Annotated in this window: 24 protein-coding genes; 9 read left to right on the forward strand and 15 right to left on the reverse strand. The window is 70.2% G+C overall.

The annotated features are described in order from the left end of the window. Positions 1 to 134: 134 nt before the first annotated feature. The 7 genes from ACIHCQ_RS23440 to ACIHCQ_RS23470 form a co-directional block, all read right to left on the reverse strand. The gene (locus tag ACIHCQ_RS23440; protein WP_399665507.1) at positions 135 to 1364 is read right to left on the reverse strand and encodes a glycosyltransferase; all 1230 of its coding nucleotides are present in this window, start codon (positions 1362 to 1364) and stop codon (positions 135 to 137) included. Further along, the gene (locus tag ACIHCQ_RS23445; protein ID WP_399665510.1) at positions 1361 to 2326 is read right to left on the reverse strand and encodes a glycosyltransferase; all 966 of its coding nucleotides are present in this window, start codon (positions 2324 to 2326) and stop codon (positions 1361 to 1363) included. Before ACIHCQ_RS23445 ends, ACIHCQ_RS23440 begins: the two co-directional genes overlap by 4 nt. Further along, positions 2323 to 3414, reverse strand: coding sequence for a glycosyltransferase family 9 protein (locus ACIHCQ_RS23450; protein ID WP_399665513.1), 1092 nt, complete (start codon positions 3412 to 3414; stop codon positions 2323 to 2325). The genes ACIHCQ_RS23445 and ACIHCQ_RS23450 overlap by 4 nt, the downstream gene beginning before the upstream one ends. Continuing rightward, entirely contained in the window at positions 3414 to 4376 is a 963-nt protein-coding gene (locus ACIHCQ_RS23455) for a D-glycero-alpha-D-manno-heptose-1,7-bisphosphate 7-phosphatase (protein ID WP_399665516.1), read from the reverse strand. The genes ACIHCQ_RS23450 and ACIHCQ_RS23455 overlap by 1 nt, the downstream gene beginning before the upstream one ends. Beyond that, positions 4373 to 5461: a glycosyltransferase family 2 protein gene (locus ACIHCQ_RS23460; protein WP_399665519.1), complete on the reverse strand. Its 1089-nt coding sequence runs from the start codon at positions 5459 to 5461 to the stop codon at positions 4373 to 4375. The genes ACIHCQ_RS23455 and ACIHCQ_RS23460 overlap by 4 nt, the downstream gene beginning before the upstream one ends. Beyond that, the gene (locus tag ACIHCQ_RS23465) at positions 5458 to 7176 is read right to left on the reverse strand and encodes a carbamoyltransferase (RefSeq protein WP_399665522.1); all 1719 of its coding nucleotides are present in this window, start codon (positions 7174 to 7176) and stop codon (positions 5458 to 5460) included. Before ACIHCQ_RS23465 ends, ACIHCQ_RS23460 begins: the two co-directional genes overlap by 4 nt. A gap of 139 nt (positions 7177 to 7315) precedes the next feature. Next, positions 7316 to 8278, reverse strand: coding sequence for an NAD-dependent epimerase/dehydratase family protein (locus ACIHCQ_RS23470; RefSeq protein WP_399665525.1), 963 nt, complete (start codon positions 8276 to 8278; stop codon positions 7316 to 7318). Positions 8279 to 8575: 297 nt separating this feature from the next. Between ACIHCQ_RS23470 and ACIHCQ_RS23475 the strand changes: the two genes are divergently transcribed. Next, positions 8576 to 8767, forward strand: a complete 192-nt coding sequence (locus ACIHCQ_RS23475; protein ID WP_399665528.1) for a DUF2795 domain-containing protein — start codon at positions 8576 to 8578, stop codon at positions 8765 to 8767. A gap of 74 nt (positions 8768 to 8841) precedes the next feature. Here ACIHCQ_RS23475 and ACIHCQ_RS23480 read toward each other — a convergent pair whose 3' ends face one another. After that, positions 8842 to 9375 (reverse strand): hypothetical protein, encoded by a 534-nt coding sequence (locus tag ACIHCQ_RS23480; protein WP_399665531.1) that lies wholly within the window; start codon positions 9373 to 9375, stop codon positions 8842 to 8844. A gap of 182 nt (positions 9376 to 9557) precedes the next feature. Here ACIHCQ_RS23480 and ACIHCQ_RS23485 point away from each other — a divergent pair, with 182 nt between their 5' ends. From ACIHCQ_RS23485 to ACIHCQ_RS23495, 3 genes are all read left to right on the forward strand, one after another. Then, positions 9558 to 10112, forward strand: a complete 555-nt coding sequence (locus ACIHCQ_RS23485; protein WP_399665534.1) for a hemerythrin domain-containing protein — start codon at positions 9558 to 9560, stop codon at positions 10110 to 10112. Positions 10113 to 10138: 26 nt separating this feature from the next. Beyond that, on the forward strand, positions 10139 to 10372 hold the full coding sequence (locus ACIHCQ_RS23490; protein ID WP_399665537.1) for a DUF6480 family protein: 234 nt from the start codon (positions 10139 to 10141) through the stop codon (positions 10370 to 10372). A 152-nt stretch (positions 10373 to 10524) separates the two neighbouring features. Beyond that, on the forward strand, positions 10525 to 11373 hold the full coding sequence (locus ACIHCQ_RS23495) for a helix-turn-helix transcriptional regulator (RefSeq protein ID WP_399665540.1): 849 nt from the start codon (positions 10525 to 10527) through the stop codon (positions 11371 to 11373). Between the two features lie 49 nt (positions 11374 to 11422). Here ACIHCQ_RS23495 and ACIHCQ_RS23500 read toward each other — a convergent pair whose 3' ends face one another. The 4 genes from ACIHCQ_RS23500 to ACIHCQ_RS23515 form a co-directional block, all read right to left on the reverse strand. Further along, complete coding sequence (locus ACIHCQ_RS23500) at positions 11423 to 11926, reverse strand: cold-shock protein (protein ID WP_399665543.1); 504 nt, start codon at positions 11924 to 11926, stop codon at positions 11423 to 11425. A gap of 237 nt (positions 11927 to 12163) precedes the next feature. Beyond that, the gene (locus tag ACIHCQ_RS23505) at positions 12164 to 13063 is read right to left on the reverse strand and encodes a pentapeptide repeat-containing protein (protein WP_399665546.1); all 900 of its coding nucleotides are present in this window, start codon (positions 13061 to 13063) and stop codon (positions 12164 to 12166) included. A 262-nt stretch (positions 13064 to 13325) separates the two neighbouring features. After that, positions 13326 to 14024: a BTAD domain-containing putative transcriptional regulator gene (locus ACIHCQ_RS23510; RefSeq protein WP_399665549.1), complete on the reverse strand. Its 699-nt coding sequence runs from the start codon at positions 14022 to 14024 to the stop codon at positions 13326 to 13328. Positions 14025 to 14474: 450 nt separating this feature from the next. Then, complete coding sequence (locus ACIHCQ_RS23515; RefSeq protein WP_399665552.1) at positions 14475 to 14771, reverse strand: VWA domain-containing protein; 297 nt, start codon at positions 14769 to 14771, stop codon at positions 14475 to 14477. A gap of 307 nt (positions 14772 to 15078) precedes the next feature. Here ACIHCQ_RS23515 and ACIHCQ_RS23520 point away from each other — a divergent pair, with 307 nt between their 5' ends. Continuing rightward, positions 15079 to 16587, forward strand: a complete 1509-nt coding sequence (locus ACIHCQ_RS23520; protein WP_399665555.1) for a hypothetical protein — start codon at positions 15079 to 15081, stop codon at positions 16585 to 16587. Further along, positions 16494 to 17972, forward strand: a complete 1479-nt coding sequence (locus ACIHCQ_RS23525) for a hypothetical protein (protein ID WP_399665558.1) — start codon at positions 16494 to 16496, stop codon at positions 17970 to 17972. Before ACIHCQ_RS23520 ends, ACIHCQ_RS23525 begins: the two co-directional genes overlap by 94 nt. 66 nt (positions 17973 to 18038) lie before the next feature. Here ACIHCQ_RS23525 and ACIHCQ_RS23530 read toward each other — a convergent pair whose 3' ends face one another. Next, positions 18039 to 18365 (reverse strand): carboxylesterase family protein, encoded by a 327-nt coding sequence (locus ACIHCQ_RS23530; RefSeq protein ID WP_399665561.1) that lies wholly within the window; start codon positions 18363 to 18365, stop codon positions 18039 to 18041. 144 nt (positions 18366 to 18509) lie between these two features. On the opposite strand from ACIHCQ_RS23530, the gene ACIHCQ_RS23535 reads away from it, so the two are divergent. Then, entirely contained in the window at positions 18510 to 18875 is a 366-nt protein-coding gene (locus tag ACIHCQ_RS23535; protein WP_399665726.1) for a DUF234 domain-containing protein, read from the forward strand. 271 nt (positions 18876 to 19146) lie between these two features. Here ACIHCQ_RS23535 and ACIHCQ_RS23540 read toward each other — a convergent pair whose 3' ends face one another. After that, complete coding sequence (locus ACIHCQ_RS23540) at positions 19147 to 19617, reverse strand: type II toxin-antitoxin system VapC family toxin (protein ID WP_399665563.1); 471 nt, start codon at positions 19615 to 19617, stop codon at positions 19147 to 19149. Beyond that, the gene (locus ACIHCQ_RS23545) at positions 19607 to 19876 is read right to left on the reverse strand and encodes a type II toxin-antitoxin system Phd/YefM family antitoxin (protein WP_399665566.1); all 270 of its coding nucleotides are present in this window, start codon (positions 19874 to 19876) and stop codon (positions 19607 to 19609) included. Before ACIHCQ_RS23545 ends, ACIHCQ_RS23540 begins: the two co-directional genes overlap by 11 nt. 282 nt (positions 19877 to 20158) lie before the next feature. Here ACIHCQ_RS23545 and ACIHCQ_RS23550 point away from each other — a divergent pair, with 282 nt between their 5' ends. Then, entirely contained in the window at positions 20159 to 20587 is a 429-nt protein-coding gene (locus ACIHCQ_RS23550) for a DUF2267 domain-containing protein (RefSeq protein WP_399665729.1), read from the forward strand. Between the two features lie 268 nt (positions 20588 to 20855). Beyond that, the gene (locus ACIHCQ_RS23555) at positions 20856 to 21308 is read left to right on the forward strand and encodes a lamin tail domain-containing protein (protein WP_399665569.1); all 453 of its coding nucleotides are present in this window, start codon (positions 20856 to 20858) and stop codon (positions 21306 to 21308) included. The last annotated feature ends 64 nt before the right edge of the window (positions 21309 to 21372 follow it).

The raw sequence follows: 21372 nt of genomic DNA on the forward strand, positions 1-21372 counted from the left end.
TGCCGCGTCCACGTCCGGACCCCGGAGGGGGACTGCGGCCGGACCCTCACCTCCTTCGGACGTCGATGCTGCGCGGTCAGTCGGTGCTGCGCGGTCAGTCGGTCATCGGTCAGTCGGGTTACGTCTGTTCCGGGTTACGTCACTCCTGTCACCGCGTACCGGGCGGTGAGCACCGCGCCGTACACCGTCTCCGTCGCCGCCGCGACCCGTGCCCAGCCGTACCGGCTCAGCACCCGGCGGCGGCCCGCCGCCCCACACGTCTCCCGCAGGGCGGGATCGGCGAGCAGCCCGCCCACGGCGTCGGCAAGGGCTTCGGGCGATCCTGGCGGCACCAGCCGCCCCGTGCCCGGATCGGCGACGGTGTCCAGCTGCCCGCCCACCGCGCTGGCGACGACCGGCTTGCCGCAGGCCATCGCCTCCAGCGGCACGATGCCGAACGGCTCGTAATCCGCCGGGCACAGCACCACATCGGCGCTCCGCATCAGCGGCGGTACCTCCTCGCTGGGCACCCCGCCCGTGAAACGGACCCGGTCGGCGACCCCGGCGGACCGGGCGATGTCGCGCAGCCGCCGCACCTCGGGGTCGGCGTCGAGCAGGTCCGCCGCAGGTCCGCCGACCACGACGAGTTCCGTGTCCGGCAGCCGGGCCAGCGCGGCGATGGAGACGGCGGTGCCCTTACGCGGAACCAGGCGGCCCAGTTGCAGCAGCCGGTACGGATACGGACCGCGTTCGGCGACCGGACCGTGCAGGGTGAACTGGTCGGTGTCGACACCGCACGGCACGACGCTGACCTTGTGCGCGGGGATGCCCATCCTGCCGAGTTCCACCACCTCGTCGCGGCAGGTGGCGATCAGCCGGTCACAGCCCAGACCCACGTCCGTCTCGTAGACGATCCGCGCCGACGGGCTGGTGTCCGCGTACTTCTGATGGCGTCGCTTGACCGTGCCGAGCGCGTGGTACGTGTGCAGGAGCGGCAGCCGCAGTTCGCGCGCCGCCCGCAGGGAGGCGAGCCCCGACATCCAGAAGTGCGAGTGCACCAGCTCGGGCGGGCGTGCCTGCCACCTGCGGGCCAGGTAGCTACCGAAAGCGGGCATATGCGGCAGGAGTTCGTCCTTGGGTATCTGCTCCGGCGGGCCCGCGGGCACATGGTGCACCTCGACGCCCGGTCGCAGCCGCACCTGGTCGGGGAGGTCCGGCGAGTCCCGCCGTGTGTAGACGGTGACGTGATGGCCGCGGTCGGCGAGCGCGCCCGCAAGGCGCGCGACATGGACGTTCTGTCCGCCCGCGTCGACCCCGCCCAGGACGGCGAGGGGGCTCGCGTGCTCCGAGACGAGCGCGATCGTCAAACTGCCGGTCGCCGTCATGAGCGCACCTCCGTCAGCACGCGCTCCCAGTCGGTCAGGAAGCGTTTGAGCCCGTACCGTTCGAGGGCCGCCTGCCGCCCACGCGCCCCGTCCTCCGCCGCGGCCTCCGGTTCCTCCAGATAACGCCGGGCGGCCCGCGCCAGCACCTCGGGCCGGGTGGACAGCGTGCCCGCGCCGGGCGGGACCGCCTCGACCGCCTCCGTGGTGGCGAGCGCGACGACGGGCAGACCCAGGTGCATGGCCTCCAGCAGGGACAGCCCCAGCGAGGTCCAGCGCACCGGATGCAGATACAGCCGGCGCTCCGCCAGGGCGGCGTGCAGCTCACGCTGCGGCAGCTCGGCGGTACGGCACCGGTCAGGGCGTATGCCCAGGTGTTCGGCCAGGCCCTCGGTGCGCATCCCGAAGACATCGAGCGGCGCCGCCTCGGACAGCGCGGGCAGCAGATCCGTACCGGTGTAACGGCCGCGCCGGACAGGTTCGTTGACGACGACGGCCGCGCGCGGGAGCCGTCCGGTGTACTGGTGCCCGGGGTCGACGATGCCGTGCTCGATCACCTCGGCGCGCATGCTGCCGCTGTCCCAGAACAGCCGGTTGAAGTGTGTGACGTGAACAAGCGTCAGATCGGCGCGGTCCGCGAAGGGGTGGCGGGTGCCCGGAACGTCGCCGTCCGGCGCGTTGTGCTCCAGATATACGGCGGGCACGTCCCGGCCGGGGCGGCGTCCGCCCAGCCAGCGTTCGGCGAGCGCGAGCTCGTGCGGCCGCTGGAGTACGACGAGGTCCACCGGCGCCTCGCGCAGCTGCTCGGGCGTCGTCTCCCGGACCGACTCGGGCCAGGGGAACGTACGGGCACGGCCGAGACCGTCCGGGTCGCGGCCCGGAGTGACAGGAACGAGGTAGGTGTGGGGACCCTGGACGAACGCCGTCGTCCAGGAGCCGTGCACATGCCACAACAGGATGTTCATACGGTCGCTCCTCGCTCTGTTTCGGCTGCGCTTGTGGCCAGTTGGGCGCCGGGCGCCGTCCACTCGCCGAGCGCCGCCACCGCGGCCAGCACTTCCGCGTCGCCCACCCCGTCGAGGCAGGGATGCCCCGGCACCGGGCAGCGGCGGGCTCTGCTCCCCGCGCACGGCGCGTCCTGATCGCCCAGCAGCACATGCGGCACGCCGTACGGGCCCCAGCGCTCGGCCGGCACCACCGGCGCGAACAGGCAGGCGACCGGCGTCCCCACCGCGGCGGCGAGATGCGCGGGCCCGGTGTTGCCGGCCACCACGACCCGCGCTCCTGCCAGCACCCCGGCCAGCTCACGCAGATCGGTCGCCCCGCCGAGGTCGAGCGCGTACTTTCCGGCCCTGGCGGCTACTTCCGCGGTCAGGTCCTTGTCCGCCCGGCCGCCGGTGACCACGACCCGGTACCCCTCGGCGGTGAGCGCTGCCGCCGCCCGGGCCGCCCGCGCCGCGCTCCACGACCGGGCGGACACCGCCGCGCCGGGATGGAGCACCACATACGGCCCGGGTCCGGTCAGGTGCGCGGTGTCGGGCGGGGCACAGACGCGCAGCCGCCCGTCGTCGCCGGGCGGCAGTGCGAAACCGGCGTCCCGCGCCAGATCAAGTGCCGCGCGGGCCTCATGACGGCGGGGCAGCCGGTGGTGGCGCAGATCGAGCAGGGCGCCCGGGTAGTCCTCGCTGTCGGCCGCCGTCCACCCGACCCCGGCGAGCTTCAGCAGCAGCGCGACGGGGAGCGGACTCTGGTGGTACGAGACGAGCACCAGCGCACGGTCGAAGTGGCCGCCCGACACCGCGTCGATCAGCTCGCGGGTCTCCTCGGGCGACACCGGCGCCGGGTCCAGGCCCACCCACGGGGCGTCGTAGACCAGCACCTCGTCGACGCCGGGCAGCAGCCGCGCCGCCTGGACCCCCAGTGGGCCGCAGAGCAGCGCGGTGTGCGAGGAACCGGCCGCCACTGCCCGTACGGCCGGTCCGGCCAGCAGCACGTCACCGGCGCTGTCCAGCCGGACGACGAGCGTCCGGGGAGCGGTCGTTTGCCGGCCCATCACACACCCCCCGGCGTACGGTTCGCCAGCGCCAGGCGTACGGCCTCGATCAGGCCGGGGGCCGTTTCGTCGGCCGCCGCGATCTCCTCGGGCCGGGTCGCCGAGGTCGGTACCAGCACACCGCGTGCCCCCGCGGCGCGGGCGGCGAGGACATCGGAGCCGATGTCGCCGATGACGACGGTACGGGCGGGGTCCACCCCGAGCCGTTCGCAGGCGGCCAGCACCAGACCCGGCGCGGGCTTGCGGCAGCCACAGCCGTCGTCCGGCCCGTGCGGGCAGACAGCCCATACCGCGAACGGCCCGAGGAGCTCTTCCACCCGGTGCCGTACGGCCTCGACCTGACGACGGGTCAGCACGCCGCGGGCCACGCCCGACTGGTTGCTGACCACCCCCACCGGGATCCCCAGGGCCCGCACCGTATCGACGGCGGCCCGCGCCGAGGGCATGAGCGCGACCCGCGCCGGATCGCCGTTGTAGGGGACGTCGGCCACGAGCGTGCCGTCGCGGTCGAAGAGGACCGCCGCGGGGAGCGGGCCGTCCGCGTCGAACAGGGCCGCCGCCTCGGACCGGGCCGCCGTGTCGAACCCTGCGCCCGCCCAGCGGGCGTCGGGCGGCCTGTCGAACAGCCACGGCAGCCCTGGGAGCCGCCGCCGGCTCGGAGATCTCGGCGGTTCCGCCACGGATCGGGGTCCGGTGTCAAACGGGGTCGGCGTGTCGAATCCTGTACGCGCGTCGAACCGCGACGGCTGCGCGTTCCGGCGGGCGTCGGACGGCCCGTCGAACAGCCGGGGCAGCTGAGGCCGTCCGGACAGCGGGACCGCGCCGGGCACGCCGGGTCGCCGGGCCGGTCGTCGCCCGGTCGGCGGCAGGTCCGCCGACCCGCCGGACAGCTCCGGCAGCCGCCGCCGGTTCGGAGACCTCGCCGGTTCCGCCATGGACCGGAGTGCGAGTCGGTGGGTCATCGCCGCACCCGCTCCTGGACCGGCTCGCGCGGTGCGCGCGGCGGCGCGGCGGCCCCGGACACCCCGAGCTGGTCCGACGGCTGCGCACGGCGATGCCTGAGGTGGCCCAGCAGCCAGTGCCAGGTGGCGGCGGGCGGAATCAGCACGCTGGTCAGCGCCATGGAGACGACCTCCTCCCGGGTCCGCGGGCCCGGCGCGATCCGCGCCCCGGCGAACTCCGCCGTACCGGCCAGCCACCCGGCCGCGCACACCGCGGCCGTCCCCGGCCTGCCGAGGGAGGCACAGGACACGCCCGCGACCGCCGCCGCGGTCACCGCGAGGTGACGGGGCAGCCGCCCGCGCGGCGCGCCCGCCCGGCTCCACCAGTCCCGGCCGTGCAGCCGGTTCATCAGCACATCGTCGGCGTTACCCGCCTGCTGCCGTACGGAGATCCAGCGGCCGGCCGGGCGGACGGGGTGCGTGGTGGTGCGGGTTCCGGCCGTCAGCCCCCAGCCCGCGGCCAGCACCCGCAGGGCGAGATCCGCGTCCTCCCTGAAAGCGCGCCGGAACCTTTCGTCGAAGCCGCCGACGGCCTCCAGAGCCTCCTGGCGGTAGGCCATGTCGGCGGTGATCCACTGGGCGGTGGCCAGCCCGGCGGTGTTGCGCTCCCAGTCGGTGGGCCTGCGGTCCGACGGCAGCGGTACCTCGATCCGGGCGGTGACACCGGCGGTCAGATACGACGCCCCCACCAGGTCCCGGGCCAGCTCCTCGCCCCAGTCGGGGCCCGGCACCACATCGTCGTCGAGGAAGACGATCCAGGTCACGGGACCGGCCGCCCGCAGGCCCGCGTTGCGCGCGGCGGCCGGTCCCCGGGCGCGGCCGGGGACGACGGTGGTGACGGGCCGCAGAGCCGCCGGGATCTCGTCCGGGGGGACCGGGGGAGTGCCCCCGGCTCGCGGGCGGTCGTCCACGAGGACCACCCGTACCGGCTTCGGGCCCCTGGCGTCGGCCAGCGCGCGTAGACACACGCTCAGACTCGGGCGTCCGAGCGTCGGTATCACCACGGCGTACTCGGGGTCGGCCACCTCCTGCTCGTACGCCGTCATCGCAGGGTCCCGTCGTCGGCGGAACCGGAACCGGAACCGGAACCGGAACCGGAACCGGAGCTTGAGGAGCGGAAGAAAGCTCCGCGCCGGACCGCGTACGGGCCTATCGCCAGCAGGTCGACGGGCGACGAACCGAAGCACTCCAGCGCGTCCCGCGGGTCGTCCACCATGGGCCTGCCCGCCGTGTTCAGGCTGGTGTTGACGACGACGGGCAGTCCGGTGAGCCGCTCGAACTCACCGAGCATCCGCGCGACCAGCGGCTCCCGCTCCGGGTCCACGGTCTGGATGCGAGCGGTCCCGTCGACATGCACGACCGCCGGAATCCGGTCCCGCCACGCCGCCCTCACCTCATGGACGAAGAGCATGTACGGGCTCGGCAGCGGCCCTTGGAAGATCTCGGCGGCACGGTCGGCCGCCACCATGGGCGCGACCGGCCGGAACTGTTCGCGGCCCTTGACGTCGTTGAGCCGCTCCAGATTGCCCGCGTGCCCGGGATGGGCCAGCAGCGAGCGGTGACCGAGCGCCCGGGGCCCGTACTCCGAGCGGCCCTGGAACCAGGCCACGATCGCGTTGTCGGCCAGCGCGCGGGCGACGGTCGCCGCGATGTCCGCCGGCCGGTCGAACGGCACCGCCGCCGTCTTGAGCCAGGCGCCCAGTTCCGCGTCGGACCAGTCCCGGCCCAGGTCCGCGCCGGGCATGGGGAGCGGCCGGTCGCCGCCGTCGGCGGCGAGCAGCAGGGCACTGCCCAGGGCCGTACCGGCGTCGCCGGCGGCGGGCTGCACCCACACCCGGGAGAAGGGGCCGTCCCGGGCGATGCGGGAGTTGGCGACACAGTTGAGCGCGACCCCGCCGGCGAGGGTGAGCACGCTGTCGTGCGTCCTGCCGTGCAGCCAGCGCACGAGGTCGAGCAGGACTTCCTCCAGTACGGCCTGGGCACTGGCCGCCGCGTCCGCGTGGTCCTGCGTCCAGGGCTCGTCCGGGCCGCGCGGGGCGCAGAACTCGTGCCAGTCCACTCCGGTGGCGCAGAATCCGCCGTCGCCCGTGGAATGCACATAGCGGCGCAGCTCGTGCAGCATGCGCGGCGTGCCGTGGGCGGCGAGAGCCATCACCTTGAACTCGTCGCTGGAGCGCAGGAACCCGAGATGCGCGGTGAGTTCCTCGTAGAACAGCCCCAGCGAGTGCGGCAACTCCTGCGTGCGGAGCGGCTCAAGACGGTCTCGGACCCGGCGAGCGGCGAGGTGCGAGGCCCGTTCCCCGCGCCCGTCGAGAACCAGAACTGACGATGTCTCACCATCGGGTCCGCCGGGCGCGGCGAAGGCGCTCGACGCGGCATGTGCCATGTGATGCGGTACGAACCGTACGAGGTCCGGATCCAGCCCCGGCAGCGCGGCCTTGAGGAAGCCGGGCGCCTCCCGTGCGTACGCGAGCCGCAGGTGGTCCCAGGGGTCGTCCAGGCCCATGGAGTCGGCGGGCCGGGCGAGCGACGGATCGAAGGAGTACGCCACGGCGTCCAGATCCTGGGGGCGCAGCCCCGCGCGCTTGAGGCACCAGGCCGCTGCCTTGCCGGGCAGTTCCCAGGCGGCGAACGGCACCGGCCGCTTGCCGTGCTTGCGCCGGGAGAACCGCTCCTCCTCCGCGGCGGCGACGGTCCGGCCGTCGATGACCAGGGCGGCGGCGGGGTCGTGGAAGAGAGCGTTGATTCCGAGGATGCGCATGGTGTCGTCCTGGCCTTCGGCGAATGGGGGCGAAGCCGCGCTGTGCCGAGGGCGCAGCGGCGGGCGAGCTCTCGGGCTCGGCTCGGGCTCGGCTCGGGCTCGGTTTCCGTGTCGGTCTCGGGGCTCGGGCTCGGCAGGATCAACTGCCCAGATGGGCGCGGAACCAGGCGATGGTGCGCCCCAGGCCCTCTTCGGCGCTCACGCGCGGCTCCCATTCGAGCTTGTCGCGGGCCAGTGTGATGTCGGGGCAGCGCACGGCGGGGTCGTCCGTAGGCCGTTCGATGAAGCGCACCTCGGAGGCGGAACCGGTGAGCTCGACGACGAGCCGTGCCAGTTCGAGCATGGTGATCTCGGTCGGGTTGCCGATGTTGACCGGGCCGCGCATCCCATGGGCGGCCGTCGCGAGAATGCCCCGCACGGTGTCGTCGACGTAGCACAGCGACCGGGTCTGCTGTCCGTCACCGGTGACGGTGAGCGGCTCTCCCGCCAGGGCCTGGCGTACGAAGGTGGGAACGGCGCGGCCGTCGTGGCCGCGCATCCGCGGGCCGTAGGTGTTGAACAGCCGCACGATGGCGGTGTCCGCGCCGTGGGTGTCGGCTTCGGCCGTGGTCAGCGCCTCGCTGAAGCGCTTGGCCTCGTCGTACACGCTGCGCGGCCCGACCGGGTTCACATTGCCCCAGTACCGCTCGCTCTGCGGATGCTGCTGCGGGTCGCCGTAGACCTCGGAGGTGGAGGCGAGCAGAAAGCGGGCGCCAGCGGACCGGGCGAGAGCCAGGGCGTTGCGCGTGCCGAGACTGCCGGCCTCCATGGTGTGCAGCGGCAGCCGCAGATAGTCGGCGGGAGACGCCGGGGACGCGAAGTGCAGTACGAGGTCGGGCGGCCGGTCGACGGTGAACGGCTCGGAGACGTTGGCGGGCACCAGGGCGAAGCCGGGCCGGTCGAGCAGCGTGGATATGTTCTCGGGCCGCCCCGTCGAGAAGTCGTCGACGCAGGTTACTCCGGAGCCGGAGTCCAGCAGCGCGGCACACAGATGCGAGCCGACGAAGCCCGCGCCGCCGGTGACGACGGCGTGTTCCCAGCTGCGCGGGAAGGCGGTGCTCATTTCGATCTCCTGACGTCGGCGGCGGGAGGTGGTGGGCCTGGCGGCCTCGGAAGACCTGGGATCAGAGTCCGCCCGGGCGGCGCCGGACGCGCGGCGGCTTACGGCATTCGAGTGATGGCGAAAGTGCCGGGGCGCCGGGACCGAGGCGAGGCCTTCGGCCGTGCGGCGAGCCGCGTACCGCTGGTTGCTGGTTGCTGGACATGGGAGTCGGGGTTCCCAGCTTCTTTGCCACCATCCCTGCGAATTGCCCCGCGGGAGGGTGTGTTTCCGCCTGGCAGGCCGGGGTACCCGTGGGCCATGACTGTGAACCCGATTGAAATGCAGAAGTCCCTTTCCGGCATGGAATTCCCCGCCGGTAAGGAGAAAATCGTCAAGCAGGCAGAGAGCCACGGCGCGAGCAAGGAGATCAAGGAAGCGCTGAAGAAGCTGCCGGACAAGGAATACGACACACCCGCAGCCATCAGTAAGGAAATCGGCAAGATTTTGTAACAAGATTTTGTAAACAGTGCGGCCCGGCCGCCTCACCAGGAGCTGATGGGTTCATTTGGACCGGTCAGCGCGGGTCAGTCCGGGACACTCCGCGTTCCTGGCGTCAGAAGGGCCAGGAGCTGGGCGTGGTGGAGTTCGGCTATGGGCGCGGTGAGGTCCGGGTGGCGCAGCAGCACGGCCGCCCGCTGGTCCCCCTCATCGGGGGTGAGCAGGCGCCGGAACTCGACCGGCGAACCGACCGTGTGGCTGCCTCCGGCCAGGGCGTTCACTGCGGCCCGGGCCAGTAGCGGGGCGGAGAGCAGGCAAGCAGCCCAGCTCGCCACGACTTCGTCCACCCACGTACGCCACGCGTGCCCGGCAATGTCGGTCTCGGTCTCGGTTGGTTCCCTGCCCGTGATCCCGTCGAGTCTGGTGGAGCCTCCCGGCCCCGCCACCGCGACGAGAGCGGCATCCATCTCCGTCGGATAACGGAGCCAGGCGGCGACTGTGACGGCTTGGCGGGCCTGAGCCTCGGAGAGGGCGGAGGCCAGCGCGCCGCCGTCCGAAGGATAGGCACGCGTCAGCCACTGAGCGGTCGCCGCAATCAGCGGTGTGAGATCTGCGGGCACGGCCGATCCATCCGAATCCATGGGAAGAAGGCCTTGGAACGCTACCTCCTGGCTCTCCCTGCGGGAGTGGTGCCGGTCACGGTGAGGCAGTGGCCTCGGCCACAAGCGGGCTGCACGCGTAATATGCGCTCGCTTCCGTAATGCGTCGCAATAGACGGAACAGGCGGAGGAAGGGAAACGTGATGGATCCCAGCGGAGACGTCATAGCTGAATTGAGCAGCGACCACGGGGAAGTCGAGCAGATCTTCACCCAGATCGAGGCGCTGCCGTCCGGTGACAGCAGGCGTAAGGAATTGGCGGACCAGGTCACCATGGAATTGGTCCGGCACTCGGTGGCCGAGGAGGCCTACCTCTACCCCGCGGTACGCGAGCACGTTCCGCGCGGCGCGGAGCTCGCCGACCGTGAGCTGGAGGACCACGCCACGGCTGAACGCACTATGAAGGATCTGGAGAGCTGCGAGGCGGACGACCCCGACTTCGACATGCTGATGCTCAAGCTGATGTCGGAGATCAGGGCGCACGTCATGGACGAGGAGAGGAATCTCTTCCGTCTGCTGCGCGAAAGCTGCCCGCCCGAGATGCTGACCGATCTGGGTGACAAGGTCAGGCAGGCCAAGAAGACGGCACCGACCCGCCCGCACCCGGCCACCCCCGACAAGCCGCCCGCCAACAAGATCCTTGACCCCGGAATCGGGCTCGTCGACCGGGTGCGCGACGCGCTGACCGGCCGGGGCTAGGACAGACACGTAGGACCGTGTACGCCATGACCTCTCCACACAGCCCAGATCCCGATCCGGACAGGGTCCCCGGACTCGAACCGGGCGGCTCGGTACCGCCCGGGGAGACGCCGCCCGGGGAGGGGAGCGCCGGGTCCGGCACCGGGCCCCGGCATGCCCTGCCGCGCGGCTGGGCCAAGGGCCCTCTGATCATCATCGGTGTGGTCGTGGTGTTGTGCGCGGCCTTCTTCCTCATCTTCGCGGTGCTGCTGGACCTGTGAGGGGCGTGCGCCCAGGACCTCCGCCGGTCGCTCCGGCGGAGGTTCTTCGTCCGTGTTGGCTTTCGGCACAGGAACGCATTGACCCCCCGGCTGCTGCCTTATTAGGCTCCCCGACGCCCGCCGATAATCACAACGGGGAAGGTGCGGCATAGATGATCTTCACAAAGAATGGCACCGAAAGCGACATTCGGTACGCGACGGATTTAAAGTCGCCGGCTCCTCCGGGCGCGAATATTGTCACCCATTTTCCGCTGTCGCCCGATGTTTCACTGATTCCTCGGCAGCCGGCGATGTCCAGCAACCAGCCAAGTGGCGTTGCCGATTCGACGCTATTCGGCACGGAGATTCGCAGTGACGAATACGGCGATGTGGTGCTTTCGTCGTTCGAACTGTCCGGAATCGGCCTGGCGATCCTCGATCCGGCGCTGCGCGTCCGGGCCGTCAACGGGGCGTTCGGAGCTCAGTGCGGCAGACACCACGACGACATCAGCGAGCGCAACTTCGCGGAGTTCCTGCACCCGAGCGTGCGGCAGTACCTGGTGCACCAGTTCGGCCGGCTCGCGCAGGGCCGGCACGCCCGCCTGGTCGGGCAGTCCATCTGGATGTGGTTCAACGACACCGCGATCGCGGGCAAGTTGAGCGCCTTCCCGCTCGATGACGACGGCGGCAAGGGCAAGATGATTCTGGTGCAGTTCATGCCGGAGGAGTCAGGCGATCGGCAGCCGCTCGTCGGCTCGCAGCGGAAGCTGACGACCCTCACGGCGAAGGTCCTCGAAGGCGTGGCGGCGGGGGACCCGACCGTACGGCTGGCGGCCAAACTGTTCCTGAGCCGTCAGGGCATCGAGTACCACGTGTCCATACTGCTGCGCCAGTTCAAGGTGCCCAACCGAACCGCCCTCGCCGCGAAGGCGTACTCGGTAGGCATGTTCTCCATCGGCTGCTGGCCGCCCAAGGTGCTCCCCGACTACATCCGCGGAGATCATGCTGACCGGTCGCCCTGATCACCGACCGGGGGCCTGCGAGCGCGTCGCAGGCCCCCGCATCGCGGCGTTACTCGACCCAGCCGTGCTCGGCAGCGAAGCCCACGAACGCCTCACGGATATCGAGGATCTGCCGCGCCGTCAGGTCCGGGCCACTCGCCAGCAGGATCTCCGTCGCGAGCCGCGTGAACTCGCCCTGTGTGAAGACCTCGCAGGTCCCGTCCGCGAGCCCTTCGCTCCTACCGCTCGCCGACAGCGGGATGACCGCGGCGGTCGCCGTGCGCGTCGTGTCCAGCGCCCCGCTCGGCAGCGGGCCGCCGGTGCCTCCGCCCACCGCGGGCTCCTTGACGGCGGCCGACTGCGCGCCTGTCCCGCTGACCACATGGACGTCGTACGCCTTCAGGCCGCGACCACCGTCGAGTACGCCGAACTCGACCCGGGCGCCGCAGGCGATGGACGCCCCGCGATCGCTCAACTCGTTGGCGTGGACGAAAACATCGTCCCCGCCGTCGTCCGGGGCGATGAAGCCGTACCCCTTGGCCTCGTCGAACCGGACCACAATTCCCTGTGCCATTTCATGTCCCCCTCAACCGACCCAAAAACCAACCGCGTTCATGAAGACCGCATCGTCGTGTCAACAGTGCGTAACCGAGCTTATCCACCCTTACGTCACGCGACAACCAGGGGAACACGCGGAGAACACCCCGGTATAGCCGCGCTTTCCCGCAGTTCTTATCGTGACCCGCGGTACGGAACCATTCAGCAATAGCCGGCGGGTGCAAATGACCGGCACGGTCCGCGACACCCTTCCTCAACCACTCCGGCGCGCTCGGCCTGGCTTTCCCGGTGGCCGAGCTGTGCCGGACCAGTGCTCCGGGCGGCTGAGGGCAGGAGGCAGCCTGGTGGCCGCGTCGCCCTTCGCCGCGTTGAGCTGGGTCTGGGTGAGGAAAATGGCTCCGGTGAGGTCGGCCCCGCTCAGCTCGGCGTCGCGCAGGTCCGCGCCGATCAGATCGGCCGTGCGCAGGTCGGCCCGCGTGAGGTCGGCCGCGATGAGGCAGGCGCCGCGGAGACTGGCTCCCCGCAGGTCCGCGTCGCGCAGCCGGGCCCCGACGAGATCGGCGCCGCGGTGGTTCTTCCTGCGCCCGGGAACCGTGGCGCGCGCCAGTTCACTGGCCCGCAGCAGCAGAGCGTTGACATCGTCGCGCAGCGCCGCCACATCGAGCTCCATGACCGCATCGGCGCTGCCCCGGGTGAGGCCGTCGATGCGGGCCAGTTCGCCGCGGAGCTCGGCGTGTACGGGGCGGGCGGGAGCCAGGCCGAGGGCCTCGGTGACGTACCGGAGCAGCTCGTGCAGCTGCCGCATCACGGGAAAGACCTCGAACATCTGGCGTGCGCTCCCCGGCGCCTTCCGCCAGTCGACCCCGCCGAAGGTGATCTGGGAGACCTTCTGGCCCGCGCCGAAGCAGTCGTAGACGGTGCAGCCCGAGAAGCCCTTGTCCCGCAGCTGTGTGTGAATGCCACAGCGGAAGTCCGTACGCAGGTTCCCGCACGGCTTCCCGGCGTCCTTGTCGACCGCGAAGTCGGCCGAGCGGGCGAAGGGCAGCGCCACGCAGCACAGCGCGAAACAGTTCGCACAGTCGGCCCGCAGCTCGTGGAGGTCATGGTCCCGAGCCTCCGGGGGACGGGAAGAAGCCTCGTGTTTCGGGGGCAACGCGCGTGATCTCCTGCTCCAAGGGGGCCTTCATAGTATGTCCTGCCGCAGCCATAGGGTGTAATAGGTAGTAGCGCGCGGGGGAACAGATACCGATCATCGGCGGTTGACCAGCTCCGCTTCGGAACCCGCGGCCCCTCAACTACCGGATGGTTATCCATGCCTGCTGCCTCTTCCCACAGCGATCCCGCGCGTCCTGTCCAGGACGCGGCAGACGCGCCGGCCGCGCCGCAGCACCACGGTCTTTTTCTCCAGCCGCACTTCACCGTCGAGCTGCCGCCCCTGGAGGACGAGGAGGACGACATGCTGCCGCCCGTGCTGCCCCTGCCCACACAGCGGCGGCGCGGAGTGAACCGCGGCCGCTGACTGAGGCCAATATGCCGCCGATGGGGACGGCGGCGCGCCGTTGTACGGGGCTGCTCCGCGGGTTGGCCGCGGAGCAGCCGGTGAGCATCGCGGTGAACTCCGGCGACGGCTCGATGCCGAGCTCCCGGGACAGCAGGGCGCGGAATTCCTGGAAGTGCCGCACCGCCTTCACGACGTTGTTCTCCGCGAGGTGTACGGCGACGACGGCGCGGTGCGCGCTCTCGCGCAGCGGCTCGATCCGCACGGCCTGGAGCGCCGCCTCCAGCGCGTGCGGGTGGCTCTGCCGCAGCCGTTTCCGGTCGAACAGCGCCCAGTCGTCGTCGCGTACTTCCGGGGCGAGCGCGAGTGTGTCTCCGTGGCTGACCACCAGCGGCAGTTGGGTGCGGCGCAGCCGCCAGAACGTCGAGCGGAGGCTGTCCTTGGCCCGGTCCTCCGTGGCATCGGCCCACAGCGTCCCGGCGATCAGGTGGCGGTTGGTCCGGCCGCGTATTCCCAGGAACGCCAGGAGTCTCTGCCCGTGTGCCGCGACGGCGATGTGGACACCCTCGTACTCCAGCCGGAAGCCACTCCAGGGGCAGATATCTCGGGCTGACAATTGCTGTGCGCCCTGATCTTGGCGCTCTGAAGAATCGGAACGCGATATTCCGCCCAGAGTGTGTTCAACCCCGCGAGGTGTGCCGTCGGCGGGTCATTCTTCATATCGCCCGAAAGGGATTTTTTAGGGCATGCTGTTTCGTCGAAGGCCGTAATTAATGACCAGGGAAAACCGGGCGCTCCGGGCCGACGGGGATGGATGGCACCGGAGCGCCCGGTGGCATCACTGGATGCGAATCCTGCGGCGTACGGTCGGGTCCTGCCGGTCCAGCTGGATGGTGGAAGCGCGATGAGGTTCGTCGGCATCGCCACGAAGACCAGGCGGTCGGCGTCCGCGCTCGTAATCAGCCGGTTCGCGTCCTGGCTGAACGTGAGGACACCTCCGTGCGCTGTGGGTGCGCCACGGTGGACAACAGTTCGTTGAACGGCTTGACGGTCCAGCTTCTTGATCTCAATCCTTGGCGGTGAGCAGAGGCAGCATCGGGAGTATGGCCTTGACCTGGGGGTGGGCGTCGCCGCCGTGCCGCAGGCCCGGGTCGGTGAAAGTCACGATGCCGATGCGGTCCTGGTCGTGCACGCCCAGGCGGCAGCCGACGAACAGATGGGTGAACGCCCGGGCGGCGGCCTCGGCCCGGCTCCAGCGGTTCGGGGTGTCGCTGTCCATGCTGCCGGAGCGCGGCCCGCAGACGCTGGGCAGGGCACTGATCGCGACAGTGGGCCGCTCCCGTCGGCGCGCAGCGCCGCCCACTGCGGGGCGGAATCCATAGGCTCGACGACGACGGCGCTCACCGGGCGGGGCCGATCGGGGAGGTGCTGTCGTTGGGCATGCGGAGACTGTCACGCGGGGCTCGTCACCGGTGCGTCACCCCGGTCTCACCGCGGGCGGAAGCGCGTGGCTGCCCCCAGTGGGCTGCCTCTGATCGGCTCCGACATGTCCCGCTTCGTATCAGTCATACGGGCTGCGTGATTGGATCTGGCATATCGCGGTTGTGATCTGACGCCTCGTGAGTAGAGCCACCTCGCACAAGGTGAGCCAAACTCTCGAGGAGCTTCGAATGGCACCCACCGCGCCGGACTTCGGTCCGGGAATCGACCCGTACGCCCCGTATGAGCCGCAACGCGATTGCGACCCCACCGCCAAGCCCGGTCTCGTGGACTTCCGTGATCTGGTCCTGGCCGCCTACCCCGGCACCCAGAACCTGGGGATCGGCCGGGCTTGCGGCAGCGGGGGACAGAGCGAGCACAAGGAGGGCCGGGCCTGGGACTGGGGCGTCAACGTCAACGGCCAGGAACCCATGGCGAATGACCTGATCAACTGGCTGCACGCCACAGACCGGCACGGTAACCCGCACGCCCTGGCCCGGCGCTTCGGAATCATGTACATGATCTGGAACCGTCGGATCTGGATGGCGAACCGGGCGGATGCCGGCTGGCAGCCGTACCGGGGCAGCAACCCGCACACCGACCACATCCACTTCAGTTTCTCCTGGGCCGGCGCCCGCAAGGAGACCTCGTGGTGGACGAATCCGCCGCAGTCGGTTGCGCGGGTGAGTGTGGGGGTGCCTTCGGTGGTGGACACCGGTTCGGGGATGGTGGTCTTCGGGGTCGATGTCTCGGGCGAGGTTGTGCACCGCTGGCAGAACGCGCCAGGTGGCTCATGGTCGGCATGGACTCCACTGGGTCGGCCCACGGGCCGTGCGGTGGGGCGCCCTTGGGCGTTGGTGGGCCGGTACGGCAAACTCGTTGTCTTCGTCAGGGGTGACGACGGCCAGTTGTGGCACACGTGGCAGTCCGAGATCGGCGCGTGGGCGCCCGACTGGGTTGGTTTGGGCGGCCGTCTGGCGAGCGACGCGTCAGTGGTGCTCGGTCCGAACGGTTCACTGTCCGTCTTCGCCCGGGATCCGGAAGGCCGGGTCACCCACACCTGGCAACTGGGTCCCGAGCAGGGTCACGCGTGGCATGACACCTGGGCCGATATGGAGGGTGCGACGCAAGGTCGCCCGTCTGTGCTGGTCGGCCGTGATGGGGGCATGGTGCTCTTCGCACGCGGCACCGACAATGCTCTGCACCACCGCTGGCAGACCGGAACCGGCGGGCCCTGGTCTGCCTGGACACCCCTGCACGGTCAGCTCTCCAACGACCCCGCAGTCGTCCTCAACCCCAACGGTTCGCTCTCGGTCTTCGCCCGAGACCCCAACGGCCACGTCACACACACCTGGCAACACGGACCGGAACACGGCCACAACTGGCACGACACCTGGGCAGGCATGGAAGGCAACCTCACCACCGACCCGGTAGACACCACCGTCCGCCTTCCGCACGCGACAACAACGAAGGAGGACCAAGCAAGCGCGTTCACCACTGAACGGGAGGCGGCCACCCCGCGCGGGGGCTTGCCCGGCCGCCAGAAGAGACGGCAAGCCCCCACAACGTCAACTCACGCCCCACATCGCACAGACAGGAACACACCATGGCACCCTGCCGTGTCCCACCGGACCACGATTTGGAAGTCACCAAGGCCGTCTACCTCGTCGGCCGCGACCTCGGCGTATCGGCCAAGGTGATGCTCGCCGGCTTTGAAGCCGGATGGGTCGAGTCACACATGAACAACCTCGACTGCGGCGACCGGGACTCCCTCGGAGTCTTCCAGCAGCGTCCCAGTCAAGGCTGGGGAACACCGGAGCAGATCAGGCACGTACCCTACGCGGCCGAGCAATTCTTGACGCGAGCCGTACGCGTCGAGCAGCAGTTTCCGGACCTCACGCCCGGCCAGACAGCACAACGAGTCCAGCGCTCCGCGTTCCCCGACCGTTACGACCAGGCCGAGGCAAAGGCGCGAGCGCTGCTGGAAGAAGCCGCGCGAGCGGTCGGCCCCGGACACCCGCAGTCGGTTGCGCGGGTGAGTGTGGGGGTGCCTTCGGTGGTGGACACCGGTTCGGGGATGGTCGTCTTCGGCATCGACGTATCGGGCGAGGTTGTGCACCGCTGGCAGAACGCGCCAGGTGGCTCATGGTCGGCATGGACTCCGCTGGGTCGGCCCACGGGCCGTGCGGTGGGGCGCCCTTGGGCGTTGGTGGGCCGGTACGGCAAACTCGTTGTCTTCGTCCGGGGCGACGACGGCCAGTTGTGGCACACGTGGCAGTCCGAGACCGGCGCGTGGGCGCCCGACTGGGTTGGTTTGGGCGGACGTCTGGCGAGCGACGCGTCAGTGGTGCTCGGTCCGAACGGTTCACTGTCCGTCTTCGCCCGGGATCCGGAAGGCCGGGTCACCCACACCTGGCAACTGGGTCCCGAGCAGGGTCACGCGTGGCATGACACCTGGGCCGACATGGAGGGCGCGACGCAAGGCCGCCCGACTGTGCTGGTCGGCCGCGACGGCGGCATGGTGCTCTTCGCACGCGGCGCCGACAATGCCCTGCATCATCGCTGGCAGACCGGAACGGGCGGACCTTGGTCCCCCTGGACACCCCTCCACGGCCGTCTGGCGAGCGACCCCTCGGTGGTACTCGGTCCGAACGGTTCACTGTCCGTCTTCGCCCGGGATCCGGAAGGCCGGGTGACGCACACGTGGCAGTTGGGACCGCAGCACGGTCACGCGTGGCATGACACCTGGGCCGATATGGAGGGTGCGACGCAAGGTCGCCCGTCTGTGCTGGTCGGCCGTGATGGGGGCATGGTGCTCTTCGCACGCGGCGCCGACAATGCTCTGCATCATCGCTGGCAGACCGGAACCGGCGGACCTTGGTCCCCCTGGACACCCCTGCACGGTCAGCTCTCCAACGACCCCGCAGTCGTCCTCAACCCCAACGGTTCGCTCTCCGTCTTCGCCCGAGACCCCAACGGCCACGTCACACACACCTGGCAACACGGACCGGAACACGGCCACAACTGGCACGACACCTGGGCAGACAAGGAAGGCAACCTCACCACCGACCGGCAAGCTCTGTGATGCAGGTAATTGCGTGCCGTGTGACCGCACGCGATTACCTGGTGTGACGGCCCCGGCCATTGTGGGTCACGGCAACCGGCTCCAGAAGTCGAGGCGGTGCTCGTGTGCGTAGTCGACGGCGATGATCCGGTCCGGGGCCAGCGACTGGGTGTGTGGCGGGGTGGAGTCGGGCCGGTACGGCCGCCATGCGGGCAGACCGGTGGAGTTGGGGCTTCCGGTGCGGGCGAAGGCGGCCCAGTAGTCCGTCATGGTGTCCGACAGCCGTAGCTGAGCCGGAGTGAAATGGGGCTGCGCCTCGGCGTCTTCGAACAGATAAGGGGTGTCACCGGCGTGGTACGCCCCGAAGTCGAAGCGGCCGGGCAGCGGGAGATACATCGGGGCAGGGACGTGCATGTCTCCCTCAGTGGTCCGAAGACGCCCGGTGAGTACCGGTGCGACCACCGAGCGTAGCGAGTCCTTGCCCGCTGGAGCGGGGGCCGGGCGCGGACTCTGGGCCTGCGGATCCCGGAGGTGTAGAGCGGCCGTAGCGACCGGCTTCTGGAGACGGTCGACCGGGGATGGACCTCCTGGCGGGGCCGCGCGGTGGAACCCGTCGTACGGGAAGCGCTGCGGCGGCTGCTTCCTGACGAGCGGTGGCCCGATGCCCGGGAGATCGGCGGCTGGTGGCCACGTACCAACAATCCGGAAGCCGACCTGGTCGCGGCGGACCGGTCACCTGCCCGGAAGTTGTCCTTCGCGGGATCGATCAAGTGGCTGGAACGCGGGGCCTTCGGAGCGCGGGACCTGGCGGTGCTGGCTCGTGACGCGCAGGTGGTTCCTGGGGCGGACGCGGGTACGCCGCTCGTCGCGGTGTCCCGTTCCGGGTTTGCCGTGGAGGGGCTGGCGGCGGCCTACGGGGCCTGATCAGCTGATCGAGTCCTGGCGGCCTGGCGGCTGACCGCAAGATCACTCGTGCTCGGGAATACCGCCGAGACTGTCGATCTTCTCGCGGTCGATGCCAGTGAGAAGGGAGGCCGCGTGGTCGCCATGGTGGCCCTCCTGGCGGCGCGGTCGTGCCGAACTTGAAGGCTCGCCACTCGCCGGGCGTGGAGCAGAGGTGCGGTCTTCGTCTTTGTCGTACGAGATCGTACGAGGGTACGAGTGCCTGGAGCAGGGTGCGGGCGAGCCGCCCGGGTCACCGGTCGTGAAGCACCTTCGGGCGCGTCACCGGAACCAAGGTGAGGAGGTCGTCCAGTCCCTTGAAGCCATCCGGGTTGGTAGTGAACAGCGGGAGTCCTTCGGCGACCGCGATGGCCGCGATCATCAGGTCCGCAGCCCGGCGGCGGGGCTTGCGCCCGACGCCGATCACTCCGGCGCAGACCCGCCCGTAGATCCGGGCGGCCTCCACCCCGAAGGGGATCGGGTCGAACTCGCTCTCCGCCCGCTGGAGCACATCGAGCCTGCGGGCCCGCTCGGCGTGCTCGTCGTAGTCGTCCTGCTCCTCGTTCCTGAGGACACCGTGGGGTCCGGCGGACAGCTCTGCCAGGGTGATGGCGCTGATCGCCATCTCGGCGGGCAGCTGTTCGTGATCCACCCACTTGCGAAGGATCATGATGTTGGTGTCGAGCAGCCCCTGAGGGTGTTCGACCGGCTTCTCAACGGGCATACGGGTCGTCCATCTCCTGCTCGGCCATGCGGTCCTGGTCCGCGCGGAAGGCGTCCAGGGAGAGGTCGGGAGCGCTACGCGACATCGCTGCGAACTCCCCTCGGGGTACGAAGCGCCTGCGCCGCCGCAGCGGGATGAGCTCACCGATCCGGTGCCCGTCACGGGTGACGGTGAACGACTGCCCGTCCTGGACGGCATCCATGATCTCTTTGGACTTGTTGCGGAGGTCGCGCTGAGTGATCTCAGGTTGTGCGGTCATGCGTCTACGCTACGCCGATTGTGGCGCAGTGTGCTACCGCGTAGCACGCCCCCTGTCGATGACGATGCCTTCGACAGCCTGCCGATGACATTGCCGACGCCTTCGGGATGCGCTGACGCGGCTGCTGCGCGACACCGAACCTCCCGTTCGCCCTGGCGCGGCCCTCGCGTGCGCCGGTGAGACTTCACCGCCCACCGGGTACTCGGGACTCGCGGGCGTCTGCCGCGCAGCAGTCGCGGACGCAGGCCCGCCCACCCCCGCACCGGAGAGGACGTGAATACCGTGCAGCACGACGAACTGATCGGGAAGGTACAGGCGCTCGCCCAGCTCCCGGACCGTGGCTCCGCCGAGCGTACGACCCGGGCTGTGCTCGCCACGCTCGCCGAGCGGATCCCGCCCGGGCTCGCCCACCACCTGGCCGCGCAGCTGTCACCTGGGCTCGCCGACGCCATCACGGCGACAGTCCCCGAACCCGAGAGCACCGGCGCGGACCCCGGCCATGCCGAACGCTTCGACCTGACCGTATTCGCCGGCCGCGTCGCTGCCCGCGTCGGCACCACTGAGGAAGCCGCAGTGCAGCAGTCCACCTCGGTCCTGGAGGTCCTCGACGCGGCCGTCACCCCCGAGGTGATGGAGAAGGTCGCGACAGCGCTCCCTGCGGACATTCGCGAGCTGCTCCCGAGCAGCCGAGCGGACGATTCGGGTACGTAGCGTCCCTGGGCAGTTCCGGACGTTCGCGGGCGACGGCCGGCGTATCGACGACGTTGGCTGGTCCTACCCGAGGCCCTTGAGGAGGTCGACGGGCAAGCCGTCGCACAACAGCGGGCCACTGCCAGCACGGAGACACGGGGAAACGGGTTTCGCCGGTATGTATCCCGGTTTTTCAACTCCTGCCACACCAGACCGGGTTGGTACCTATTCTTGGCGTCTTGCCGGGCCCGACTTTGGGGGGTGCCCGGCCTGACCCCGAGGGATGCTCATGCTCCGTACTCGCACGATGGCCGCTGCCGCTACGGTGGCGGCTTTCGCCGGACTGATCGCTCTGCCCACTCCGGCGCAGGCCGCCGGATCCGTCCACCTCTACAAGATCTACTACGACAGCCCCGGTTCGGACCGGGGCGCCAATTCGAGCCTCAACGCAGAGTACGTACAGATACGCAACACCACCGGTGCCGCCGTCAGCCTCAAGGGCTGGGTGCTGGTGGATGTGGCGAACCACAAGTACACCTTCGGTGCCTACACCCTGGCCAAGGGCAAGACGGTCACTGTGCGCACCGGCAAGGGGACCAACACGACGGCCAACCGCTACCAGGGGCGCGCCTGGTATGTGTGGAACAACGACAAGGACACCGCCACCCTGAAGAGGGCGAGCGGGACCAAGGCCGATACGTGCTCCTACAACTCGACTCGCGTCGACTACAAGATGTGCTGAACGGCTGAAACCAGCTCCGGCCGCCCCGCATCGAGAACCAGGTGCGGGGCGGCCGGCGTGGTGC

The organism is Streptomyces sp. NPDC052236 (assembly GCF_044548015.1).
In the GTDB taxonomy this organism is placed as follows: Bacteria; Actinomycetota; Actinomycetes; order Streptomycetales; family Streptomycetaceae; genus Streptomyces.

Coding starts and splice junctions, on each gene's coding strand:
- ACIHCQ_RS23470 (WP_399665525.1), bottom strand. CDS start 8,278: ATGAGCACCGCCTTCCCGCGCAGCTGGGAACACGCCGTCGTCACCGGC.
- ACIHCQ_RS23545 (WP_399665566.1), bottom strand. CDS start 19,876: ATGACCGCACAACCTGAGATCACTCAGCGCGACCTCCGCAACAAGTCC.
- ACIHCQ_RS23540 (WP_399665563.1), bottom strand. CDS start 19,617: ATGCCCGTTGAGAAGCCGGTCGAACACCCTCAGGGGCTGCTCGACACC.
- ACIHCQ_RS23440 (WP_399665507.1), bottom strand. CDS start 1,364: ATGACGGCGACCGGCAGTTTGACGATCGCGCTCGTCTCGGAGCACGCG.
- ACIHCQ_RS23500 (WP_399665543.1), bottom strand. CDS start 11,926: ATGGCACAGGGAATTGTGGTCCGGTTCGACGAGGCCAAGGGGTACGGC.
- ACIHCQ_RS23530 (WP_399665561.1), bottom strand. CDS start 18,365: ATGCACGTCCCTGCCCCGATGTATCTCCCGCTGCCCGGCCGCTTCGAC.
- ACIHCQ_RS23555 (WP_399665569.1), top strand. CDS start 20,856: ATGCTCCGTACTCGCACGATGGCCGCTGCCGCTACGGTGGCGGCTTTC.
- ACIHCQ_RS23490 (WP_399665537.1), top strand. CDS start 10,139: ATGACCTCTCCACACAGCCCAGATCCCGATCCGGACAGGGTCCCCGGA.
- ACIHCQ_RS23460 (WP_399665519.1), bottom strand. CDS start 5,461: ATGACGGCGTACGAGCAGGAGGTGGCCGACCCCGAGTACGCCGTGGTG.
- ACIHCQ_RS23450 (WP_399665513.1), bottom strand. CDS start 3,414: ATGGGCCGGCAAACGACCGCTCCCCGGACGCTCGTCGTCCGGCTGGAC.
- ACIHCQ_RS23520 (WP_399665555.1), top strand. CDS start 15,079: ATGGCACCCACCGCGCCGGACTTCGGTCCGGGAATCGACCCGTACGCC.
- ACIHCQ_RS23525 (WP_399665558.1), top strand. CDS start 16,494: ATGGCACCCTGCCGTGTCCCACCGGACCACGATTTGGAAGTCACCAAG.
- ACIHCQ_RS23495 (WP_399665540.1), top strand. CDS start 10,525: ATGATCTTCACAAAGAATGGCACCGAAAGCGACATTCGGTACGCGACG.
- ACIHCQ_RS23465 (WP_399665522.1), bottom strand. CDS start 7,176: ATGCGCATCCTCGGAATCAACGCTCTCTTCCACGACCCCGCCGCCGCC.
- ACIHCQ_RS23445 (WP_399665510.1), bottom strand. CDS start 2,326: ATGAACATCCTGTTGTGGCATGTGCACGGCTCCTGGACGACGGCGTTC.
- ACIHCQ_RS23455 (WP_399665516.1), bottom strand. CDS start 4,376: ATGACCCACCGACTCGCACTCCGGTCCATGGCGGAACCGGCGAGGTCT.
- ACIHCQ_RS23475 (WP_399665528.1), top strand. CDS start 8,576: ATGACTGTGAACCCGATTGAAATGCAGAAGTCCCTTTCCGGCATGGAA.
- ACIHCQ_RS23485 (WP_399665534.1), top strand. CDS start 9,558: ATGGATCCCAGCGGAGACGTCATAGCTGAATTGAGCAGCGACCACGGG.